Raw genomic sequence first — 21,755 nt, forward strand, 5'->3', positions numbered from 1 at the left:
GCTGTCACCGATGCCGAACGTACCGTCGCCATTTAGGCCACGTAAAAAGAGTGCTCCTCCCAGTTCCTCCTCGTCACTCACCGTCCCCGCCGAGCGTGCCATCGAACATTGCCGCGTGTTCGTCGACGGTGAAGCCTTGCCCGGTGAATATACCCCGCACAGCGCACTGCAGACCATCGAGGAGTATGGACGTGGCTTCGTATGGGTCGGCCTGCACGAACCGTTGGAGTCCCAAATGACCAAGGTGGCCTCCGAGTTCCGCATTCACGAGCTCATCGTGGAAGACGTCGTCCAAGCTCACCAGCGCCCGAAGCTGGAACGCTATGATGACCAGCTCTTCGTTGTTGCACGCTCCGTGAATTACCGCGACCACGATGAGGTGACCGATAAGCGTCAGATCATTTCCACCGGCGAGGTGCAGATGATTATTGGTGATACGTTCATCATCACCGTGCGCCACTCCGCCAAACTGCCCAACTTGGCCTACGTGGTGCAGGACGAACAAGACCTTGTGGAACAAGGTCCGGTGGCAATGGCCTGGAAGATTCTGGACATGATGGTAGACCGTTACTCCGAAATTTGCCGCCTCATCGCCATTGAGGTCGACGAGCTCGAGGAGGAAGTCTTCACGCCTAACTCGTTGCCCAACATTGACCGCATTTACATGTTTAAGCGCGAGATTCTCGAGATGAAGCACGCCATTGACCCGCTCTCGCCGGCACTGCGCGCGATGAATTCCGACCACAAGGATCTCATTTCCAAGACGATCCGTTCCTACCTGCGTGACGTTAACGACCATGAATTGGTAGTCAAAGACCAGGTAGCGGGTTTCGATGAGCGCTTAACCTCGCTTATCGACGCCTCCGTGGCCAAAGTCACCATGCAGCAGAACTCTGACATGCGCACTATCTCCGCGGTGGTCGGCATGTGGGCAGCTCCCACGCTGGTCGCTGGTATCTATGGCATGAACTTCGATGTCATGCCTGAGCTTCATTTCGCGTGGGGCTATTTCGGCGCACTTGGGCTCATGGTGTTAGTGGTCGCGGCCATGTGGTGGTGGTTCCGCCGAAACCACTGGCTGTAGCGATTGCCGCTTATTGCACGACCATCGTTCGCAGAGTGGAGGCAGCCAGCAGCACATCGCCCTGACTAATTTTGACCTCCCACAGCTGGGTGCGGCGCCCCTTGTAGAGCGGCGTGGCCACAGCCGAAACGATTCCTTCTGACACGGGCTTGAGGAAATCCGTGTTGTTGTTAACACCGACGACAGGCTTGCCTGCCACAATGAGGCTGCCGACGGACGCGGTGGACTCTGTGATCGTGCAGTACAAACCGCCATTAGCCACGCCCCACGGCTGGTGGTGGTCCGGCACGACCTCGACCTCAGAGCGAATTTCATCGCCGGAAATGTGCGTATAACGCAGACCGATTAGACCCGCTAGGCCCTGCGGGTTGGAGTTAATGAGGTCGAGTTCTTCCTCGTTGAGCGGGCGTTTTTGCGCTGTGCCGAGAAGCTTGACAAAGATTTCAGCGTGTTCCATGCCACACCAGAGTAGTAGATTTTGGTGACGTAGGATGGTGGACATGACTCAAACTTCTGGAAAGACAGATCTTGCTCAGATTGGTGTCGTGGGTTTGGCCGTGATGGGCTCCAACCTGGCACGCAACTTTGCCCGCAACGGCAACACCGTAGCGGTGTACAACCGCAGCCCGGAGAAGACCCGAGCGCTCATCGACAACCACGGCGATGAGGGCAACTTTATCCCGTCCGAAACCGTTGCGGATTTCGTTGCGTCCTTGGAGCGTCCGCGTAAGGCCATCATCATGGTGCAGGCAGGCAAAGCGACTGACGCCGTCATCAACCAGCTAGCTGAGGCTATGGATGAAGGCGACATCATCATCGACGGTGGTAACGCGCTGTTTACTGACACGATCCGTCGTGAGAAAGAAGTCGCTGAGAAGGGCCGCCACTTTGTCGGCGCCGGTATCTCCGGCGGCGAAGAGGGGGCCCTCAATGGCCCGTCCATCATGCCGGGTGGTCCGGCCGAGTCCTGGGAGACGCTTGGCCCCATCCTAGAATCCATTGCAGCCAACGTCGACGGCACGCCGTGCGTGACTCACATCGGCCCCGATGGTGCTGGCCACTTTGTCAAGATGGTTCACAATGGCATTGAGTACGCCGATATGCAGGTTATTGGTGAGGCCTACCAGTTGCTGCGTTACGGCGCAGGTATGGAGCCAGCGGAGATCGCGGAGACCTTCAAGGAATGGAACTCCGGTGATTTGGACTCCTACCTCATTGAGATCACCGCCGAAGTCCTAGCGCAGAAGGACCCGGAGACGGGTGCCCCGCTTGTCGACGTCATCGTGGACGCCGCCGGCCAGAAGGGCACCGGCCGCTGGACCGCCATTAATGGCCTCGAGCTAGGTGTGCCCATCACTGGCATTGCGGAGTCTGTCTTTGCCCGCGCGTTGTCCTCCTCCACCGCACAACGTGCGGCTGCACAAGAGGGCCAGCTGCCATCCGGCACCATCAAGGAACTGGACGTTGATAAGGCCGAGTTCATCGAGGATGTGCGCCGCGCACTGTATGCTGCCAAGCTCATCGCCTACTCTCAGGGCTTTGATGAAATCAAGGCTGGCTCTGAAGAGTTCGGTTGGAACGTCGATCCGCGTGATCTGGCCACCATTTGGCGCGGTGGCTGCATTATTCGCGCCAAGTTCCTCGACCGCATCCGTGAGGCCTACGACAATAACGCTGACCTCCCAGCCCTCATTCTGGACCCATACTTCAAGGGTGAGCTCGAGGGCCTCATCGATCCGTGGCGCCGCGTCGTGGTCGCCGCCACTCAGCTCGGCCTCCCAGCACCGGTTTTTGCGTCCTCCCTGTCCTACTACGACAGCCTTCGCGCTGAGCGCCTGCCTGCTGCTCTGATCCAGGGCCAGCGTGACTTCTTCGGTGCTCATACCTTCAAGCGCGTCGACCGCGAAGGCACTTTCCACATCGAGTGGTCAGGTGATCGCTCCCTGAGCGAGTACTAAATACCGCGTACTAGGCTCAAACGTTGTGGGCTAAGGCCTCTCGCCGTGATTGCGAGAGGCCTTTACCTTTTCTGCGTTGCCACTAACGGATCTCACTATTTTCGGACACGCTCTACAATTCCTGCGTCAATGAGTGGTTGGCGCAGAAGGACTTCGCTTGTATTCGAGATGTATTCAATGGCGGCCGTCTCCCCGGCAAGAACTTCAGACATGACGTATTCTGTCTCGCCCTCGTACGAGTTGTAAATCATAAAGAGCATCGACCCACGAGTTGTTTTCACTTCGTTTGCTGTACCGACGATATCGATCGTATCGGCCAGCGACTCGAACTTTTCCTTGTGTTCCTTGCCTGGTTTGGCTGCGGCGGCAATGGCATCCTTATTTCTCGTGTAATTGGCCATGAATTCGCCTTCTTCACCGAAAAAGCAGGTGATGGTAGGCACCATGCCACTAGAGAAGAATCCTTGGTCATCGGGTTTACCGAAGAACGATGCTCCCTGCACACATGTGTCGCTCAAACCCGCCAATTCCTCCGGAACAGGTGCCTCCTTTAGGTCTCCCTCGCGGATCTTCTCGGCTTCCTCAATGGATAGTGAGTGGTCGAAGTAGTCCTCCGGCAAGCCTTCTAGCGGCGCAAGCGGTGCGGCTTCTGCCTGCGTTGCTTTCTCGCCGTCAACTGTGTCCTTATCAGTTGTATCTGCAGCGTCATCCGAGTTCGGCATTGTTGATTGCGCAGTCGCTTTCGCTTCAGTTGCTGACGCCGGTGTGGGAGCGGATGTGCCATCATCGTTGTTGACAAGCCCCCGAACTAAGAAGAACCCAACGCCAAGAAGTAGGAGCATCACGATAATGACGGCAAGCAGAATCCATATCGCTGCCGATGAGGACTTCTTCTGCGGCTCAACAAAGGCGGGGTCTGCCAGGGCGCCGGCGCCATACGGCCCTGCCTGATGGTTTCCATATGGGGCGCCCTGCTGCATCCCATATTGCTGAGCCCCATTCGGTCCGGAATGATTGAATGGCTGTGTGGGCTGTTGTGGATTCTGCGGTCCCTGCTGGAAGTGCGAGCCATTGTGAGGTTGCGTCATAGCTGCAAATTAGCAAAGTCTCGCCGAGTGCTCCCGGGAAAATGGCAGGCCATGGGTGCTAATCCCCACCTGTCAGCAGTCATTCACACTGAGACTGCTAGGCGTCGATGAAGGGTGGGCCCGGAGTGCTGTCGAGAATTCCGGCATCGACGAGCCTCTGCATACAGTCGTAGTCAAAACCTGTTATATCTTCAGTGAACAGCATGAGGTACTCAATCACGGCTTCTCCGTTAGCCAGAACCTCAACAATCACCAGATCAGAGTCCTGTATATAGCCAGCAATGGTGGAGCCGCGCGCAGTAGAAAAGTCCACTATCGATTCCTGCAGCCCCATGCTCTCCGCAGCAGCGATGGCTTCCTTGTTCTCGGTGTATTGCGCGGTGAATTCGTTATCATCACCAAACATGCACTCAACGGTCGGCACCCAGTGTGCATCGCGGCCATCGTCGTCAGATTGACCAAAGTAGGATGTGCTTTCATAGCAGTCAGACGTAAGGTCTGAGAGTGCGGAAGGTACCGGTGCATCTCCCGCAGAATCGCGGAGGGTATTGATGTCATCCACATCAATGGTCCGGTCCCAATAGCCGTCATCAGCTGGCGTTAACGATTCCGCCCCATTGTGGTTCTCACTGACGCTACTGGTGTCATCATTGAAGGCTTGGAAGGCGACAAAGAGTGACAATCCGAGTACAAACACCATAGCTCCAATCACTCCGAGAATTGTCCATAGCGTCTTCTTTGAGCCGCCATTCTTCTGCGGTGGCCACTGTGCAGATGGTGACTGCTGCATTCCTGGAGCCATCTTTAGTGGTTGCTGAAACTGACCTTGTCCACGTTGCTGACTACCAGGGATCGCTGCACCGTGTTGACCGTATCCGGCATCTTGAGGTTGCATGGGGCGCGGCACGCCAAACTGTGGACCAGGAGCAAAACCACGCGGCGACTGTTGAGAGTGAGAGGAGTTTCCGTGAGGGTTTGTCATGGCCTTAGAGTAACAGAGGACTCGGCCACAAATTTCGCATAATTGCAGGCCACGGGGATCCTTCCCCTTCTACCGACGGTAGGTCACGACGTGGTTTCTGAATCCCTAGGCAGGGCATTAAACTTTGGAAGCGATGACTACTTTTGCCGATCTCGGCCTGCCCCGCGACGTCGTCCGTGTCCTTAACAAACAGGGCATCACGACCCCCTTCCCCATCCAAGCCGCTGCGATTCCTGACGCCCTCACAGGAAAGGATGTTCTCGGCCGTGGCCCGACGGGCTCGGGAAAAACGTTTACTTTTGGGCTTCCGATGCTCACCCGCTTGGCGGAATCCGGTGTCTCCCGTCCCGCCCATCCGCGTGGACTGGTGCTAGCGCCTACACGTGAGCTTGCTATCCAAATTCAGCAGCGCCTAGAAGAACCCGCCGCTGCATTGGGGCTGCGTGTTCTGGCTGTCGTTGGTGGCGTCAATATCAACAACCACATTCGCTCACTCGCGCGTCCGGTAGACCTGCTCGTCGCTACACCAGGCCGCGCTCAAGACCTCATTGACCAGGGCAAACTTTTCTTTGACCACGTCGCCGTCACCGCGCTGGACGAGGCCGATCAAATGGCGGATATGGGCTTCCTCCCCCAGGTGCGCAAGCTACTTAGGCTCACGCCGGAAAATGGCCAACGGTTGCTCTTTTCGGCGACTCTCGACGGCGAAGTTAACAAGCTCGTCAACCAGTTCCTGCACGATCCGGTTACTCATTCCACAGCCCCAGTGGAGGCAGCCGTGGATACCATGGAACACCACCTCATCTTTATTGGCACCCGTGAAGCCCGTAATGATGTGGTCCTGCGCCTAGGCGCACGCAAAGGCAAGACCATCATGTTTATGCGCACCAAGCATGGGGTAGACCGACAAGCCAAAAAACTCCGCCGCGTCGGCATCAATGCACTGCCTTTGCATGGAGACAAGGGGCAAGGATCCCGCACCAAGGCAATCGAAGGGTTCGCCGACGGCAGCGTCCCAGTCCTCGTCGCCACGGATATTGCCGCCCGCGGCATCGACATCGCGGATGTGTCTCTCGTCGTCCATGTCGACCCGCCTGCGGAACACAAGGCCTACCTACACCGCTCCGGGCGGACGGCCCGTGGCGGTGATTCTGGCACCGTCGTTACCTTGGTAACCGATGAGCAACGCGATGAGGTAGCCAAGCTCATTCAGAAAGCTGGTGTTAGCCACACGGACCTAGACATAAGCGACCGCACCAACCCCGCCAGCAGCCCTGAGCTCGCGCAGATGACCGGAGCGCGCAAGCCCACTGGTGAACCGCTCGGGCCACCGCACCAGCAACCATCGAAGAACAAGCAGAAGAGCGAGGCCCACAAGCATTCTTCGCGTCAGCGCTCGGGTAACCAAGGCCACCGCAGTCGCGGCCGAAACCAACGCCGCCGACGCGGCAACGCAGGTCAGCGATGATACTGCAGCCTACAGACTGGCAGGCGAAGATGAGCGCCCATGAGGCGGCGGCTGACGAATACCTCTCGCGCTACCGCCACCCTGGCTCCTACCACCCTGTTTACGATTTTCTTTTCGAGTACTACCCCGTGCGCCCCTCGCATTTGCGGCGCTGGCACCCAGGCATTGGTGTCACACTGGCCGGCGACGAAGTCCCCCACGCTGAGTGGCGGTTCTATCATCGCACCACTGAGGGAATCACGCTTGATACCGAGGCTTTCCTCGAAAGTCGCGGGGGCACGGTGCGTTACGTCCTCGAGTTGCTCGAGAAGACTACGCGCAACCCTATCCAATTCGATTGTTTTGGTCTCCACGAGTGGGCGATGGTCTATCACACGGATACTCCGCGCCATGATTTGCCACTGCGGCTGGGTGCGGAAGGAACGAATGAGGTCGTCGACAAACACCGCATCAAATGCACGCACTACGACGCCTTCCGCTTCTTCACCGCTCCTGCCCGCCCTCTCAACCTCACAGTCCTTACACGTGATGACCAGCCGGATCACGACCAAGCTGGTTGCGTCCACGCAACGATGGATTTGTACAAATGGGCATGGAAATTGGGGCCGTTGATACCCGGTGAACTTTTCCTTGATACCTTCCGCCTGGCCGCCGCTGCTCGGACACTAGATATGGAAGCATCGCCCTATGACTGCCGTGAGTGGGGCTTTGGCGTTGTGCCAATTGAAACTCCCGAGGGTAAGTCCGAATATGTGCGCCGACAGCGTGCGCTGTCCGACGCCGCAGCACCCCTCCGCGCACGGCTTGTCTCCCAAATTCGCGCCGTGCTCCCCGCTACAATGAAGAACCATTGATGTGACCAGTCGGGACACACTCTGCTGTCCCGAGGTTCCCACCACGGCCCCAGCGCGGAAGGAAAAAGATGGCCCGGCACTCGGATGGAAAGAACAACTACTCATTTGCACCGTGGGTCATCATTGTGGCCATCCTTGCAGTTCTGGCGCTGATTGTTGGTGGAATTTTCCTCGTCCGCAGCGGCACGTCGGATTCCGCCGACAACGTAGCTGCGGAAACTTCCGTTGAATCTACATCCGCGGCCGACTCCGAGAACGAATCCACCGCTCATGTAACGACTTCCACGTCGGAGACGTCCACAGAGGCCACCTCCTCCGAGGCGGCACCGGAATCTGAAGCCGCATCCTCGTCGGCGGCGACCAGCTCTGAAGACAAAGCCGCCGATGCTGTTGCCGAAGTCGCTCCGAATACGCTGTTCCTTCTTGATACCTCCGAAAACCTTGCCCCCTATTTCGATGCCGTAAGCCAGGGGGTCGCCGATGCCGCGACGGCTGCCGGCGCTGAAGGCAGCCAGGTGGGCCTGTGGAACTATTCCTCCCCTATCTCCGCCACGGCCACGGTAGGTTACCGTCCAAACGTGGCCTACGGACCCGCTGACAACGTGGCCCAAGCCGTTCGGTTGTTCGGCACCGGTGGCGTGCCGCAAACGCGCAGCGCAGTCGTGGCCGCGCTGGGAAACGCTTCTGATCAAGTCGCTGAAAGCGGAAAGGATGCTCGCGTTGTTCTCGTCACTACGGGAACCCAACAGGACATGGATGACGCCGCTTTCACCGAAGCCGTCAAGAATGCGCGCGGCGAGGGCGTTAGCCTAAGCGTGGTGCACCTCGGAACGGGCGAGAAGGATGCTGAGCTGGAGAAACTTGCCGATTCTTACAGCACTGTCTCAGATCCTTCAGATGCTACCGCGAACAAGAAGAGCATCACAGCCGCAGCTGGCGCTCAATAGGCAGCCAGTAGTCAGCGCGAATTCACGCGCGCTGACTAGTCTCCCCACAGCAAGAACGAAACCGCCACACCTTCCTATGGCACTGACGTGAGCAGCAGTGCTGAGAAGGTGCGGCGGCTATATGGAAGGGTAAACGACCCTTAGGAGGACTTGCGCTTGCGTCGGGCAGCGAGCTCGTCGAGGCCTACGACCACGTCGGTCTCTTCCTCCTCAACGATGCGCTCAGCGGGGAAGGACGTAATGGTTCCGGAGAGCTCCTTGAGGATGCCCGGCACTGCAATGCCGAAGACGCCCTGACCACCGGCGAGGAGGTCAATTACTTCGTCGTTGGAGCGGCACTCGTAGACGGTGGTGCCATCAGACACTAGGGTGAGCTCGGCGAGATCATTGACGCCGCGGTCACGCAAAGACTCTACGGCGAGGCGAATATTCTGCAGGGAGATACCCGTATCCAGAAGGCGCTTCACAATCTTGAGGACGAGGACGTCCTTGAAGGAGTACAGGCGCTGGGAACCGGAACCTCGGGCGGTTCGAATAGAAGGCTTCACCAGATCGGTACGCGCCCAGTAGTCCAGCTGGCGGTAGGTAATGCCCGCCACCTGGCAGGCAATCGGCACACGATAGCCAAGTTCCTCGTCGGGGCCAATGTCAAACAAAGACTCTTGAACGTAGCTGCCGCATTCGTCGTAGTTCAGCGCAGCGCCGGTCTCAAGGTCGAGTGTCTCGGTGTGAAGGTCTTTACTGCTCACGTAATTACTCCAGTGATGTTTGAAGGGAGTTCTAATTGTCTATTAAAGGGCACGCCGTCAACCACGTCAAGGGTGCATCGGAATGAACCTCTAGTAGAACTTTAGACTTTTTCTACCTCATTGTCATCATGAGTCACACGCGTGTCATTAAAAAGTTTGCGGACAGTTAAAAAGACGCCGCCCCGAAGGGACGACGCACGGTTTAATGTCAGGCGAGAATCTAGTCTTCGTCGTCGGGCTCGTCGCCGCCAAGCAAGTCATCTTCGGAGATACCAGAATCACGCATCATCTGCTCGAAGTCATCATCTTCTTGGCTTTTCTGTTGAGCTAGCCGTTCCTGAAATTCCCGCACTCGTTTCTGCGGGAACGTCTCCGGCGATGCGGCATCGCGCTCAAGGCCGTAGTACTCCTTCAGGTCCTCATCGCTGATGTAGATAGCTACCTCATCGAGCACGTCCTTCTCAAAGGTGATGGGAACCCCGTAGTGGTCTGCGAGGACAAGAGCATCGCACATCCGGGCATCGTGCTCTTCTCCCCTGCCATCTACAAGGTCCACCATAAAGGCACCTTTGCGGTACTCGGATACGCAGATCTCATCAATACCGTCGAGCTCATCCGCGAAGGCGATGAGAAGTTCGTACGTGCTGGGGCGAGCGTTGAAGTGGCGCTCCAGCATCTGGAGAACACGGGCTCCATCAATGGGTGAGACCCATACGGGCACGTGGCGGTCTGCCTCCTCCCAGTAGAACAGAGCGCAGAGATTATTTTCGGGGCCGACGGGGTGGATACCTAAAAACTTTAGTACTTCAGAATTCATGGTCTCCACTCTCCCATACTTTCGGCGAAGGTGACTGCTGCACCAGTTCGCACCGGCGTGACCGAAGGGGTTCTAAGGTAGAAATTCGTCACGCAGCTCAGTCTTGACCAACGTGCTGTGTAGTGACAGGACCAGCGCAGCCATCTGCTGGGAAAGCTCTTCTGCTTGCTGTGGAGCGGTATCGGACTTGGAGTGCGCAACCGGGCTTGCAACTTGCGCGATGAGGTCAGCTTGGCGGCGGGCAGCATTGCGCAGGGACTTGAGCTGGCGAGCATCGAAGCCAAAAGACTCAAGAGCCACGGCCGCGGACACAATCGATACATCGTCGGTATCGAAGAAACCCGCCGCATCCGGCTTAATAAGGCCAACTGCAACGAGGCTGGCAATCTCTTCCTGGGTGGTGCCGGCTTGATCGGCCACGTCGGCGTCAGTAAGCCTATTGACCACAGGGGCACGCAGCTGTTCAGCACTAATGAGCGCCTCGGCCTGTGACGACACAATCGCAGTAACTTGGCCGGAGTCCATAGCCTCCAGCTGTTCGCGGATTACCTTAAGCGGCGTGTAGTTATCGCGCTGCGCAGTCAGAATGTAGCGCAGACGGTCCAAGTCCTTCTGGTAGTAGCGGCGATAGCCCTTCGGCGTGCGCTCAGGGGTGATAAGTCCCTCAGACTCCAGGAAGCGTATCTTTGACACCGTGACATCGGGGAACTGCTTCTGCAAGTGCTTCAGCGTCACACCGATAGACATCGGCTTCTGCTTGGCGGCCTTGGGCTTCCTAGCGGCAGTGGACGCTACTGCGGCGGTGGAGTTCTGGGAGCTCACGATGGGAACTACTTCTGCTTTCTACACGGTCTGGACATCACAGCGAGGCGGGGAGAACACTCCCCCAGCCCCGCAGGTGTGGACTTACTTGGCGGCGATGAAAACCAGACGGAATTTACCAATCTGAATTTCGTCGCCCACCTCGAGAACCTGTGCGTTGCGCGGCTCGCGGTTGACGTAGGTGCCGTTGAGTGATCCGACGTCCACGACCTCAAACTGACCGTCCTGAGCGCGGAACTCAGCGTGGCGACGGGAAACGGTGACATCGTCCAGGAAAATGTCTGCCTCTGGGTGACGGCCAGCGGTGGTAGTGGGCTGATCCAGCAGGAACCGCGCACCGGCGTTCGGGCCACGCTTGACGACGAGCAGCGCCTGCCCCTCAGCTAGATTCTCAGCACCAGCGACGGAAGCGTCAGAGCCTGCCGACGCACCGCTTTCCATCTCCTTGAGAAGATCGGCACGGAAGACAGAAGTAGTCTCTGCCTGCGGTTCCGGCGTTCCGGTGTTCTCGCTCATTTTTACCTCCGAAGGGTCGGATCGATATTGACTAAATCCATAGTAGCGACTCCGCTGTCCTCGCGAGCCACCACCAGAAAAATTATATTAACGGAAGATATTTCCGATGCCCTTGAGCACTGAGTTTCCGCCTCCTGCCAGTGGATTATCAGAAACCATGTAGGTCCATGTCGCGCTCGGGCGGGACAGGCCGTGGTCTTCCAAGTGTGCGCCATCGGAATCGATCACCACGGTGTTAAACGTCTCAACGGCATCATCCACTGCGCGTTGGGCTAAGTCCTTGAACTCTCGCACCGCGATGCGGTGATACTCATCAATGGGGGTTTCACGCGCGATGGCCCGCAGGTGGATCGACTCGCGGACATCGTCCATGAGCTCTAGGTGATCTGCCCAAGACAGATCCAGGTGGTAGAGCATAATCTCGCGCGCGGCGCGCTCGCGGGCGTCCTGGGGAACGTCGGCAAGCTCGGCGGCCCGTTCGGGGGCACGCTCGGCCAGTTCCTCCCATGCCTGGGCAGTATCAAGGAGCTTGGCACGGCGCTCGTCGATGATAATGCGCTGGTCGGCGAGCAACTGATTGTACTTCCAGGTCTGCGCGTGAATCTCAAGCAGTTGGCCCTCGGTTACGCGCTGGCAGTGCGCCACGAAATCGCTCACCCTCTTAGACTCTATGCGGCCGTCAGCATCCGGGCGCGCGGAGAGGGACTCATCCTCTCCTCCCTGCTGGACCACATCATCCTCTAGGGAGACGAAGAACACGGACATTCCAGGATCTCCCTGGCGTCCAGCGCGGCCGCGTAGCTGGTTGTCCAAACGCGACGAGCGGTGACGGGAGGTGCCCAGCACTGCGAGACCTCCCTTCTCTACCACCACATCACGGTCGGCCTCATCAGCACCACCTAATTTGATGTCGGTACCACGACCAGCCATTTGGGTAGAAACGGTTACCCTCCCCACGTCACCAGCCTCGGCGACGATGCGGGCCTCATCCTCATCGTTTTTGGCATTGAGCACGCTCACCTCAATGCCGCGTTCCCGCAGTGCTTCGGCGAGATCTTCTGACTCAGCCACATCGTGCGTGCCCACCAACACCGGCTGTCCAGTGGCGTTCAGGGCAGCAATTTCTTCGACGATGGCCTTCGATTTGTCATCGATAGTCGCATAAATGCGGTCAGCTTCGTCGAGGCGCTGCAGCTCCTTATTGCGATCGATAACGGAAACGTGCAGATCATAAAACTGACGCAGCTGGTCAGTGGCCTCAACGGCTGTACCAGTCATGCCACACACCAATGGGTAACGCCGCATCAATTCCTGCAGGGTAATCGTGTCGAGAATGCGCCCACCTTCAGAAACCTCAAGGCCTTCTTTCGCCTCCACGGCCGCCTGGAGGCCATCGGGCCAGCGCTGGAGGTCGGCAACGCGGCCCCGGGAGGCGTCGATAAGCTGCAGCTTGCCATCCGTAATAATGTAGTGAATATCGCGGATAAGCAGTGCCTTCGCGTGCAGTGCCAGGTTGACCTTGACCAGCACGGAACCGATGTTCTCCTCGGAGTACAGCGAATCGATGCCTAATTCGCGCTCGACGCGCGCCGCGCCGTCATCGGTAAGCGCCACCGTGCGCCCATCCTCCGCGATGACGTAATCTTGGTCTTCGCGCAGGCGGGACACCACATTGGTGATATGCCCCGTGGACTCCTCACCAGGGCGATTGCCGGCTAGAACCAGCGGAACCAGGGCCTCATCCACTAGTACAGAGTCCGCTTCATCTACGAGCGCCACGTCAGCGCGGGCCTGAACGGACTGCTCGCGGGAGGTGATCTGATTATCGCGCAGGACATCAAAGCCCAACTCATTAACCGGGGCATAAATGATGTCAGCGCGGTAGGCTTCGCGCCGTTCATCAGGTCCAAGCTTTTCCGTCACGGAGGCCACGGTAAGCCCAAAGAACTCCACGAGTGGGCGCATCCACTCGGCGTCGCGCGCGGCCAGATAGTTATTCACCGTCACCACGTGCACGCGTTTGCCAGTCAACGCAAAGCCAGTCGCAGCCATGGCGCCGACTAGGGTCTTGCCCTCACCGGTTGCCATTTGGATGACGTCACCTTCCAACAACCGCAGTACTGCCTGGGATTGCACGTTAAAGGGGCGCACACCCAGCTTGCGTTCACTCGCTACGGCCAGTGCTGCGAGGAACTGCGATTTATCTGCAATCGCACCGTCTGTGACGCAGGAGCGGGCAGCGGTGGCCACGGAGGCGTCGTCAAGCGCCGCAACATCCTCCACCACTGAATCCGCAGCAGCTACTACAGCTTTAGATTTCTTGTTGTTGCGCTCGGACTGCGCGCCCATCGCCTTCCAGAACCAATCGAATGCGCCCATGTGCACTCCTCACCTTTCTGAGCGGCCTTACTCGTCTTCCCTCGACTCTAGTCAACCCCGGTTCGCAGCCTCACACTTGCCCTTATATCCTTATTGGCATGCAATCCGTGAACGTGACGCTCCCCTCCAGCACCGGCACAGCGATGGCCGGAACTATCGACTTCCCCGACACCCCACCGAAGGCTTTTGCTATCTTCGCGCACTGCTTTGCCGGCTCCCGCCACACGCCGGGCGCCGCCCGCGTAAGCAAGCAGCTCACCAACTTCGGTATCGCCACCCTGCGCTTTGATTTCCCCGGTCTTGGCCAGTCCGAAGGCAACTTTGGGGAGACAAACTTCAGCCAAAACGTAGCGGATATTCAAGCTGCCGCTGAGTGGCTGAGCCAGAACTACTCTGCCCCGCAGCTACTCATGGGACACTCGTTGGGCGGTGCAGCTTCCCTAGCAGCGGCTAATGACATTCGCTCACTCAAGGCAGTGGCCACTATTGGCGCGCCGTTCGACCCCGCACACTCCGTTCTTCATTACGCCGACAAGATTGGTGAAGTCGACGCCAACGGCGAAGTTGAGGTCACCCTAGGCGGTCGCGCGTTGACCATTTCTCGCCACTTCCTCGAGGACCTCGCTGAGACCAATCCGGAGACCTACCTGCCACGCCTGCGCAAGCCGCTGCTTCTGTTGCACTCCCCGATTGATCAGACCGTCGGCATCGATAACGCCCAGAACATCTTCCTCACCACGCGCTACCCCAAGTCCCTTGTGGCCTTGGATAAGGCAGACCACCTTGTAACCAAGCAGGGCGCCGCTGCGCGCGCGGCAGATCTCATTGGTGCTTGGGCTGAACAGTACATCGTGCCGGAAAATCTGCCGGAGCCTGTCGACGCTGCGACCGCCGTTGCCACCCCGGCGGTGGGCACGCGCATGGGAGTCGTCGTACGCAGCAACGAGCACACCGTTACTGCCGACCGCACGAAGAAGGCCGGCGGCAAGGGCCAAGGTTTTACCGCTGAAGGCCTGCTCATGTCGGCCTTGGCCACCGCCACCACGCAAGAACTCAAGTCTGCGGGCAAGGAACACAAAATGGATGCTAAGGCTATGGAAGCAATCAGCGTTACGATTACCCAGGACTCCGAGTCCTCCTTTACACGCACCATTTCGCTTCCGGATTCCTTGAGCGCTGCGCAACGCACCGCGCTTGTCGACGCCTCCATGGCCACCCCCATCGACACCCTCCTCAATGCCACCGTCACGACCACCATCGTGACGAATGAGGCCATAGGTTCCTAGGCACCAGACATGATCGTTCTCAACCCCCTCGACTCTAGTGCTCGGTGTCCCTGTGGCACGGGTTTAACCTTTGGCGAGTGCTGCTCGCGCTACCACGCTGGCACTCCTGCGCCCTCGGCGGAGGCTCTTATGCGCTCGCGGTTTAGCGCTTTCGTTACCGGCGACGAAGACTACCTTCTGCGCACCTGGGACCCTGAAACCCGCCCCGAGCGCCTGGAGCTGGCCGATACCGGAATTCGCTTCTACCGCCTCGACATTATTGACACCGTTGCCGGCGGCCCACTCGATGACACCGGCATCGTCGAATTCGAAGCCTTCTACAAAGGCGCTGCAAAAGGTTCACAACGCGAGCGCTCCTCTTTCCACCGGCAAGGCGGGCAGTGGGTCTACTCCTCCGGCGAATTCTAGGACAACTTCACGCGCCGCTCGGGCCGCGCCCGCCACATCGAGGTCACTAAAAAGGCGCGTGAACAGCAATTTGTTGAAGCGAATACCGCTGGTGTAATCTGAAGCAGTTGCACCACACGGTGCGACAGCGGACTATGGCGCAGTTTGGTAGCGCACTACACTGGGGGTGTAGGGGTCGCAGGTTCAAATCCTGTTAGTCCGACTCAAAACACCTGGTCAGAGCCATTTTGACCAGTATCGCCTGTTCAGGGCACCTCGGAAACACTAGAACACCGAGACCTGAACAAGCCCGATTCAGGCTCTCGGGGGAGAGATTGGGCACGAATTGGGCACAAGAAAACCCGGCTTCGGAACCACGAGACAACTATCCAGCGGGCGTTTCCAGGCACGCTACACGGGTCCCGATAAGAACCGATACAAGGCCGAACACACGTTCTCGGATGAACTCGATGCCCTAGCATGGCTTGCGGGTATCAGGAAACAGATTGACCTCGGAACCTGGCAACCTCCAACGCTGGTTAAACCGAGCATCCCGAGTGTCGAAGACCTCACCAAGCGCTGGCTAGACCTGTGCAAGGCAGATGGATTAAGACCAACCTCGTTAGCAACCTACGAGGCAATCGCAGAAAACCGCATACTCTGCTACCCCGAGTTAGCTCAGCTCTCTGTGGACAAAGTAGATGCACAAGCCGTTGCTCGTTGGTGGGGTCGTGTAGTCGAAGACCATCCCACCACCACAGACCGGAACAAACGCGCGTACGGCAAACTGAAGACCATTCTCGAACTCGGTGTAGAGTACGGCTACCTCGAACACAATCCTGTGCACGTTCGCGCCGCTCGAAGGCAACCACAGCGGAAGAACAAGATGCTCCCGAATACCGAGGAACTGCTCGGAATTTTGGACAACTCCCCTAGCCGTTACAAGTTCGCGGTGTGCATGACACTGTTCCACGGCCTTCGGGTAGGTGAAGCTCTCGGGCTTCGGACCGAGCACATCGTGACAACTTCACAAGGCCTTGGTATCCGTATCGAGGGCACGATGCAACGTCTCAAACAGTCGGACTCAAGAACCACGATGCACTGGCAACCCATGCCAAAGACTCAAGCCGGGTACCGAGTAGTCCCCGTGCTGAGTGACTTTCTCGGACTTGTTCGGCACACTCTGGAGCACACACCCGAAGGAAATCTGCTCACTACAACCAGCACAGGAGAACCAGTGATGGATACCTCTTTCAGGTCCGTGTTTCACAGAGCAAAGGTCAAGGCAGGAGCCAGCGAGGAGATTACTCCGCACTACGGCCGTAACTGGCTAATCACTCGTTTAGCAGAGGCTGGAGCAACCCCAAAGGAAATCGGGGCTGTTCTTGGGCAATCAGACCTGAGCACCATTGTCGGGGTGTACATGAAAGTACGAGAAACAAGGCCTGCCGAGCTAATGAGCCGCGTTAGCGTGCCAATCAGCTAGCGCGACAACCAGGTGCCGGTTGCCCTTGAATCTGTTGAACTCCGCATGAACGGGAACGATATTGCATAGGACGTGCCCTGTTGTCGAAGGAGAAGACAATGGCCGGATATGGTCCACGTTCCGGGTTGCCTGAGTAAGCGGTCTACCAGTAGCGACGCACTCCCACGGGTTGACACCGGCGGTGTTCCAATAGTCGATAACCTCTTGCGGCGCCAGATGTTCAGCCGGGGCACCCGCTGCTCTAGCGCGTCTCTCCCCGTCTCTGAGCGACTCGAACAGGCCGTGATAGCGGTCTAGCTGGTCTTGTTTTCGGCACTCGTTACAAGTTGAGTTAATGCCGTTGGCACCGTTGGTGGCGGTTGTGTAATCGTCAAGACTCTTGACCTCTAGGCAGCGGATACACCTCCTTAGGCCCTGCTCAAATAATTGTTGACGCTCTTGCCTAAACTCTTTGGTCCTCGTATTCATTTCTTCTCTTCGGATAATGCTTCACAGTCGACCCATCGACGGACTCAGGGTAGAAACCTATGCACTGGTTAAATGAATCCGGGAAGGGTTTTGGATTTGAACTCTGCCAAAGAAGGCCCAGTGCATCTGACATGAAAAAAGGGCCCGAAGGCCCTTGCATGAAGTCCTCTACTGTTTAGTAGATGCGCAGAGTATCTGGACGAGCAACCGTGGTCAGATAGAAGTAGTTGTCATCGTGTGTGACATGGGTGCCAACTTCAATGCCGGTGTAGTCGTCAGCAACAACATCTTTGTACAGGTCACCGTCGTAGGCCAAAACAACAGGAATAGAGATACGCCAATACTCGATGTAATACCCAGTCTTTGGGTCCGTGAACCCTTCAGTAGTTGCCACATCGTCTGTTCCGTCGGAATAGTCAGCAGCAGCAGCATCTTGGCTAGCGCGCATTGCATCGTTATCGAGCCTGAAGTTCGTACGACCCCCTCCACGCATAAAATAAAGGCCAAAGGAAGAATCAACAACGTCGCCTAGCAGATCCAGTTGCCTCTCAGACTGGCCGTATCGTTGCTTGTGCGAGATTGGAGCTGGTTCGTTAGCCGGTTCCTTCGGCGTGGTTCCCGATGGCTCTGGACTTGCGATTGTGGACTCTTCTGCGTCGTCAACTGGGGCAGAAGGCGAAGGCTGTACTGTTACTGTCTCAACAGTGGCCCCCTTGCTGCTGCCATTACCATTGGTGTTACCGATAACAATGCCTGCAATACCACCGATTACAGCGATAACTGTTAGAAAAACACCCAGAATTTGTTGTACGTCAATACGCCCGATGCCTGGAAGTTCAATTGAGGGCATGAGAGAATCCTTTCGAGATAGAGAGAAGAACCTACTCTGATTATTTTCCCAGTAATAGGATTTTGTCAATCCACATCGTTCGCTATCACCCCCAAGGTCTCACTCCCCATAAGGTCCGCAACCGTTGTGAACCGAGGAGGTTAGTCTCCGAACGGTGTTGTCCCACGTTCGGACCGAGGGCATCAAGCCCCACAGGTTCACAGAACCGAGGAGCGTTAAACGGGTCCAGCTCACGGCTGGGCCCTAGTCCCGAGGTCCCTAACAACCCTCCTCCTTCACAGGCTGTTCGCCTGCTCAGGTGGAAGACCTACCTCCCTTAGGAGCGGAGATAAGCCCGCTCCACAGTCGGTTAACACCTACGGCCCTACGGTAGCGGCATAAGCCCTTATGCCACTCCCTTGGTAGGAGTCCTTCGTGAAGCAACAGCTCCACTCAGTCCTGCGTGTCCCCTTCGAGGAGCGGTAACAAGTCCGCTCCCCTTCGGGTTACCTGTGTTGCCTAGGCAGCAGCGTAAGATGTAACGCTACTACCTAGTCCTATGTCCCTTCGTTGGAGCCGAAAAGAATACGGCTCCACTCAGTCCCGTTGTTTCGCCTCCGTGGAGCAGCCATTAGCCTGCTCCCCTTCGGGGTGTCTGTGCACCGTTCGTATCACCGACCGCCTAAGCCGGTCGATAATCTCACTCTCCAAAGCAGGCGCGTACAGCGCCTACTTAGAAGTGCACAGTGGGGGATGTATAAGGGGGGTGCATTGTGCATGTGCACGTCTGCGACCAGGGGAAACGCAGAAAAGTGCACACCCCAAGTGTGCATTTTACAACGCTGTGACCTGCATAAACGTAAAAAGTGCACACCCTAGTTTTTCACCTTAGGGCCAAGAGAATACAAGCCGTTCGCCTTGTTCTGGTTCTTGACTAGCAGCTTGTTCTTCACGAGCTCGGGTAGTTTGCGGGCACTCAGCGTACGAGCAGATGCTCCAGCGGACCCAGCAATATCTTCAGCAACCGCCTTAGCCGTGGTAGCCCTCGAACCAGCGGCAAGCCGCGCTATGCGAAGGTTATTGTCCATCGTATCAGCATCACGAGCTTGCTTCTTTTGTTCTGGCTCTGGTTCAGTGTCCTGAACAATAACGCCGGGGTCCACAATCCTGAATCGACGCTCTATGCCGCCACCGTAACGAGACGATGAACGAAGAGTACGAACCGAATCATCGAACTTGTTGTTGGAGCCTTTGAAAATCTCTACCTCGGTACGAGTGAACTGAGTCGCCGCACTGTTGCCCATAGGACGGTGCGACTGCTTACCCTCGTAAGCAGAGGTAGACGAATGGGCCACAACCACAGTAGGCAGTTCGAAACCGGCGACTGATTCTTGCCAGAACTTGAGCCACGGCAAACGCTCAATCTCGTTGCCGTCGAGTGTTCCTGTAGCGTGGTCGATTACAACTAAGCCAACGCCTTCGGCACGTGCGTACTCTTGAAGAAGCATCCAGGTATCCGAGTCTGGAACCTCTCCGTTGCAAGCGAAATACTTAACACCGCTGGTGATGCCGAGTTGGTCCAAGCGCTCTTTGTATTCGAGTTCTCCGTTAGCATCTGCACACACCACCAATGGCTTAAGCCCGTGCCTTAGCGGGGTAACACCGAGGAATTCCCGGCCATCAACAAGGCTGGCAATCAACGCCGCCATCGTCATGGTCTTACCCACGCTGGACTGTCCATAGACCAGGGTGTTGGTTGTGCACACGACACCGGGCAGTAGCCATTTATCCTCTTCGCTCACCTCTTTAACATCGGCATGGTCAACGATGCCCAGAATCTCAGCGAGATTGGTCGCTGTGTCCTGCTGTGCAATCAAACGGCGGGTATCTTCTTCGGTAATAAAATCCACTAGTGCGGTAATCCTTCCTTCTAGGCTACGGTCTTCCATGCTCCGGTAAGCAACTGAATCTGCTCCCCGAGGTCTTCTACATCCTCTGCATCGAGGTACAGCTTTATGCTCGTTCCTGGTTTCGAGAGGATATAGGTCTCGCTCGAAATCTGCCTAAGCTCAGGTCGTCGCACAGGGTGCATTATCTTCTCCTTTTCATCTCCTCTAACTGGCATTATCCAGCTGGACTTGCGTTTAACTTCGTTGTTGCGGTAAGCTACTCAGCAAGTAGTAGGCTATCCAGACAACCGCTAAGATGTTCGATTCTACTCTCGTTCGAACAAATTGTCAAATCCTGCGGCGCTAATCAAACACCAGGTCTTGCAACTGGTCAGCGAGGGCAATGGCCTGCCTCTGATTCCAGATAAGCCTGAGCCGTGGAAACGATGACATCGAGACGCGGTACAGTCCCGAGCCGTCGGTAGTCTGAATCTTCTTAGCCCTAGGAAGTGCCTCGTACTTCCCTATATCGGTTACTCCTTCCCGTAGGTTAAATAGGCCTTCTAGCCCCATGAGCAGAGCTCAGGGAGCGTGAACGAGACCCCAATCTTTGATTGAGTCTCTATTTTCGCTTGTAACGCGATGAACAACCCTCTCGGGTGCCATACCCCTCGAAACGATTTTAAATCGCTAATACGGCCGTACAGCCGAATCATCAACTCTGTGACCAGGGGTTATGTATCGCTATTTATCGTTGGTCCAGTACCTTGAACCGTTCCTCGCACCGTTGGTGCTGAATCGCGCCACGGGCTCCGCTCTGTGGCGCTGTGGCGCTAACCGCTTCTTGAACCAATCTCCCAGCCCGGTACCGGCTGCATTAGCCGTGCGGCAGATAAAGCCGAAATCACGAGTACCAGCGAGCTTCTCGACGTAGTACGCGGTCTCCTCGAACCACTCCTCCCACGGAGCTGAAGCCGGGTAATCGTTGGAGTCGATGTGCTCTGCTACATCCTCGGGTGACGTGAGCACACGGCGGCGTTTACGAATCGTCATCTCCTAGCTCCTCGCTCCCCACCTCGCACGAGCTGCGGTCCTGCCAGCCCTCGAACGGCGTTGAGCTCTTTCGAGCTGCTCCTCCTCCGTCTCTGGGAGGCCTAAGCTTTTCAGGAGCTTGTCCAACAGCGACGTTTGTGAACGAGCTTCAGCCACGAGGGGGTTCACCACGGCTTGCCCCATGCTTCCCTTCGCGAGAAGAGACTGAGTAGAAGCTTCAGCCTCCAGAGCGGCGATGGTATCGGCGGTGCGAGCGGCACGCTCCAGCAGCGCGACCTTTCCCGGTTCGTCCTGGAACGAGAAAACGTCGGTAATACTCTCCCACAGCTCCAGCCCAGCCGGGCCTAGGTGGTCGGGTTGTTGAATCATAAGCAATTCCTTTCGTTTAAGTGCGATAAGCACCATCAAACATGGTTCGTGGCGCGAATAGTTAAAATTAGAGAAGAATAATCGCATAGAGGCTGGCAGCTGGAATACCCTGCGGTCGTCTCGGGTGCGGGTAGGGCATACCCCCAGGATGTTTGTGCAGGTCAGGGGGCATTGTCGAGCTCAGAGACACTAGGCCGTGCTGGCTGGTCGAATAAGCATAGAGGTGCCACCGGCGTGAACGATGGCTGTTGTTGATACAAACTACAACGACGGCGCTACCAACGACTGAGACGAACGCCCTCCCACTCAGAGAGGGCGAAACCT

Annotated in this window: 21 protein-coding genes and 1 tRNA gene; 9 read left to right on the plus strand and 13 right to left on the minus strand. The window is 57.1% G+C overall.

What is annotated here, in order from left to right:
- Nucleotides 1-10 precede the first annotated feature (10 nt).
- Nucleotides 11-1,084 carry a magnesium/cobalt transporter CorA gene (corA, locus tag HMPREF2875_RS06325; RefSeq protein ID WP_070671319.1) on the plus strand — a complete coding sequence of 358 codons (1,074 nt, stop codon included), beginning with the start codon at nt 11-13 and terminating at the stop codon, nt 1,082-1,084.
- Nucleotides 1,085-1,094: 10 nt separating this feature from the next.
- Here the strand turns inward: corA and HMPREF2875_RS06330 are convergent, their stop codons facing one another.
- Complete coding sequence (locus HMPREF2875_RS06330) at nt 1,095-1,541, minus strand: PaaI family thioesterase (RefSeq protein ID WP_070671320.1); 447 nt, start codon at nt 1,539-1,541, stop codon at nt 1,095-1,097.
- Nucleotides 1,542-1,584: 43 nt separating this feature from the next.
- On the opposite strand from HMPREF2875_RS06330, the gene gndA reads away from it, so the two are divergent.
- The gene (gene gndA, locus HMPREF2875_RS06335) at nt 1,585-3,042 is read left to right on the plus strand and encodes an NADP-dependent phosphogluconate dehydrogenase (protein ID WP_070671322.1); all 1,458 of its coding nucleotides are present in this window, start codon (nt 1,585-1,587) and stop codon (nt 3,040-3,042) included.
- 95 nt (nt 3,043-3,137) lie between these two features.
- Here gndA and HMPREF2875_RS06340 read toward each other — a convergent pair whose 3' ends face one another.
- Both HMPREF2875_RS06340 and HMPREF2875_RS06345 read right to left on the minus strand, forming a co-directional pair.
- Entirely contained in the window at nt 3,138-4,130 is a 993-nt protein-coding gene (locus HMPREF2875_RS06340) for a hypothetical protein (protein ID WP_141754581.1), read from the minus strand.
- Between the two features lie 97 nt (nt 4,131-4,227).
- Nucleotides 4,228-4,830: a hypothetical protein gene (locus HMPREF2875_RS06345; protein WP_083311866.1), complete on the minus strand. Its 603-nt coding sequence runs from the start codon at nt 4,828-4,830 to the stop codon at nt 4,228-4,230.
- Nucleotides 4,831-5,245: 415 nt separating this feature from the next.
- Here HMPREF2875_RS06345 and HMPREF2875_RS06350 point away from each other — a divergent pair, with 415 nt between their 5' ends.
- The 3 genes from HMPREF2875_RS06350 (at nt 5,246) to HMPREF2875_RS06360 (ending at nt 8,381) form a co-directional block, all read left to right on the plus strand.
- Nucleotides 5,246-6,580 (plus strand): DEAD/DEAH box helicase, encoded by a 1,335-nt coding sequence (locus tag HMPREF2875_RS06350; RefSeq protein ID WP_070671327.1) that lies wholly within the window; start codon nt 5,246-5,248, stop codon nt 6,578-6,580.
- A complete protein-coding gene (locus tag HMPREF2875_RS06355; RefSeq protein WP_070671330.1) occupies nt 6,577-7,434 on the plus strand; it encodes a 3-methyladenine DNA glycosylase in 858 nt (285 codons plus the stop codon). The genes HMPREF2875_RS06350 and HMPREF2875_RS06355 overlap by 4 nt, the downstream gene beginning before the upstream one ends.
- Before the next feature lie 68 nt (nt 7,435-7,502).
- Nucleotides 7,503-8,381 carry a vWA domain-containing protein gene (locus HMPREF2875_RS06360; protein WP_070671331.1) on the plus strand — a complete coding sequence of 293 codons (879 nt, stop codon included), beginning with the start codon at nt 7,503-7,505 and terminating at the stop codon, nt 8,379-8,381.
- A gap of 140 nt (nt 8,382-8,521) precedes the next feature.
- On the opposite strand, the gene HMPREF2875_RS06365 is transcribed toward HMPREF2875_RS06360, so the two are convergent.
- The 5 genes from HMPREF2875_RS06365 to secA2 form a co-directional block, all read right to left on the minus strand.
- Complete coding sequence (locus tag HMPREF2875_RS06365; RefSeq protein WP_210388165.1) at nt 8,522-9,076, minus strand: MerR family transcriptional regulator; 555 nt, start codon at nt 9,074-9,076, stop codon at nt 8,522-8,524.
- A gap of 274 nt (nt 9,077-9,350) precedes the next feature.
- Nucleotides 9,351-9,947 (minus strand): bifunctional nuclease family protein, encoded by a 597-nt coding sequence (locus HMPREF2875_RS06370; RefSeq protein WP_070671335.1) that lies wholly within the window; start codon nt 9,945-9,947, stop codon nt 9,351-9,353.
- 72 nt (nt 9,948-10,019) lie between these two features.
- The gene (locus HMPREF2875_RS06375) at nt 10,020-10,694 is read right to left on the minus strand and encodes a transcriptional regulator FtsR (RefSeq protein ID WP_246817049.1); all 675 of its coding nucleotides are present in this window, start codon (nt 10,692-10,694) and stop codon (nt 10,020-10,022) included.
- 159 nt (nt 10,695-10,853) lie between these two features.
- Complete coding sequence (odhI, locus tag HMPREF2875_RS06380) at nt 10,854-11,285, minus strand: oxoglutarate dehydrogenase inhibitor Odhl (protein WP_070671339.1); 432 nt, start codon at nt 11,283-11,285, stop codon at nt 10,854-10,856.
- A gap of 87 nt (nt 11,286-11,372) precedes the next feature.
- Complete coding sequence (secA2, locus tag HMPREF2875_RS06385) at nt 11,373-13,664, minus strand: accessory Sec system translocase SecA2 (protein ID WP_070671340.1); 2,292 nt, start codon at nt 13,662-13,664, stop codon at nt 11,373-11,375.
- Between the two features lie 98 nt (nt 13,665-13,762).
- Here secA2 and HMPREF2875_RS06390 point away from each other — a divergent pair, with 98 nt between their 5' ends.
- The 3 genes from HMPREF2875_RS06390 to HMPREF2875_RS06400 all read left to right on the plus strand — a co-directional run bounded on the left by HMPREF2875_RS06390 (nt 13,763) and on the right by HMPREF2875_RS06400 (nt 15,560).
- Nucleotides 13,763-14,950, plus strand: coding sequence for a bifunctional alpha/beta hydrolase/OsmC family protein (locus HMPREF2875_RS06390; protein WP_210388156.1), 1,188 nt, complete (start codon nt 13,763-13,765; stop codon nt 14,948-14,950).
- Between the two features lie 9 nt (nt 14,951-14,959).
- Nucleotides 14,960-15,358, plus strand: coding sequence for a YchJ family protein (locus tag HMPREF2875_RS06395; RefSeq protein WP_070671342.1), 399 nt, complete (start codon nt 14,960-14,962; stop codon nt 15,356-15,358).
- 128 nt (nt 15,359-15,486) lie between these two features.
- Nucleotides 15,487-15,560, plus strand: a tRNA-Pro gene (locus HMPREF2875_RS06400).
- 450 nt (nt 15,561-16,010) lie between these two features.
- On the opposite strand, the gene HMPREF2875_RS13945 is transcribed toward HMPREF2875_RS06400, so the two are convergent.
- Nucleotides 16,011-16,352 carry a hypothetical protein gene (locus HMPREF2875_RS13945; protein WP_246817048.1) on the minus strand — a complete coding sequence of 114 codons (342 nt, stop codon included), beginning with the start codon at nt 16,350-16,352 and terminating at the stop codon, nt 16,011-16,013.
- Here HMPREF2875_RS13945 and HMPREF2875_RS14135 point away from each other — a divergent pair.
- Nucleotides 16,296-16,823: a tyrosine-type recombinase/integrase gene (locus tag HMPREF2875_RS14135; protein WP_371327558.1), complete on the plus strand. Its 528-nt coding sequence runs from the start codon at nt 16,296-16,298 to the stop codon at nt 16,821-16,823. The two genes, HMPREF2875_RS13945 and HMPREF2875_RS14135, sit on opposite strands and share 57 nt — an antisense overlap.
- Nucleotides 16,824-17,466: 643 nt before the next feature.
- Here the strand turns inward: HMPREF2875_RS14135 and HMPREF2875_RS06410 are convergent.
- The 4 genes from HMPREF2875_RS06410 to HMPREF2875_RS06430 all read right to left on the minus strand — a co-directional run bounded on the left by HMPREF2875_RS06410 (nt 17,467) and on the right by HMPREF2875_RS06430 (nt 21,431).
- Nucleotides 17,467-18,141 carry a hypothetical protein gene (locus HMPREF2875_RS06410; RefSeq protein ID WP_070671345.1) on the minus strand — a complete coding sequence of 225 codons (675 nt, stop codon included), beginning with the start codon at nt 18,139-18,141 and terminating at the stop codon, nt 17,467-17,469.
- Nucleotides 18,142-18,995: 854 nt separating this feature from the next.
- The gene (locus HMPREF2875_RS06415) at nt 18,996-20,030 is read right to left on the minus strand and encodes an AAA family ATPase (RefSeq protein ID WP_070671347.1); all 1,035 of its coding nucleotides are present in this window, start codon (nt 20,028-20,030) and stop codon (nt 18,996-18,998) included.
- Nucleotides 20,031-20,753: 723 nt separating this feature from the next.
- Nucleotides 20,754-21,062, minus strand: coding sequence for a hypothetical protein (locus HMPREF2875_RS06425; protein ID WP_070671351.1), 309 nt, complete (start codon nt 21,060-21,062; stop codon nt 20,754-20,756).
- 3 nt (nt 21,063-21,065) lie between these two features.
- Entirely contained in the window at nt 21,066-21,431 is a 366-nt protein-coding gene (locus HMPREF2875_RS06430; RefSeq protein WP_083311868.1) for a hypothetical protein, read from the minus strand.
- Between the last annotated feature and the right edge of the window lie 324 nt (nt 21,432-21,755).

Source organism: Corynebacterium sp. HMSC078H07, from assembly GCF_001812805.1.
Taxonomy (GTDB): Bacteria; Actinomycetota; Actinomycetes; order Mycobacteriales; family Mycobacteriaceae; genus Corynebacterium.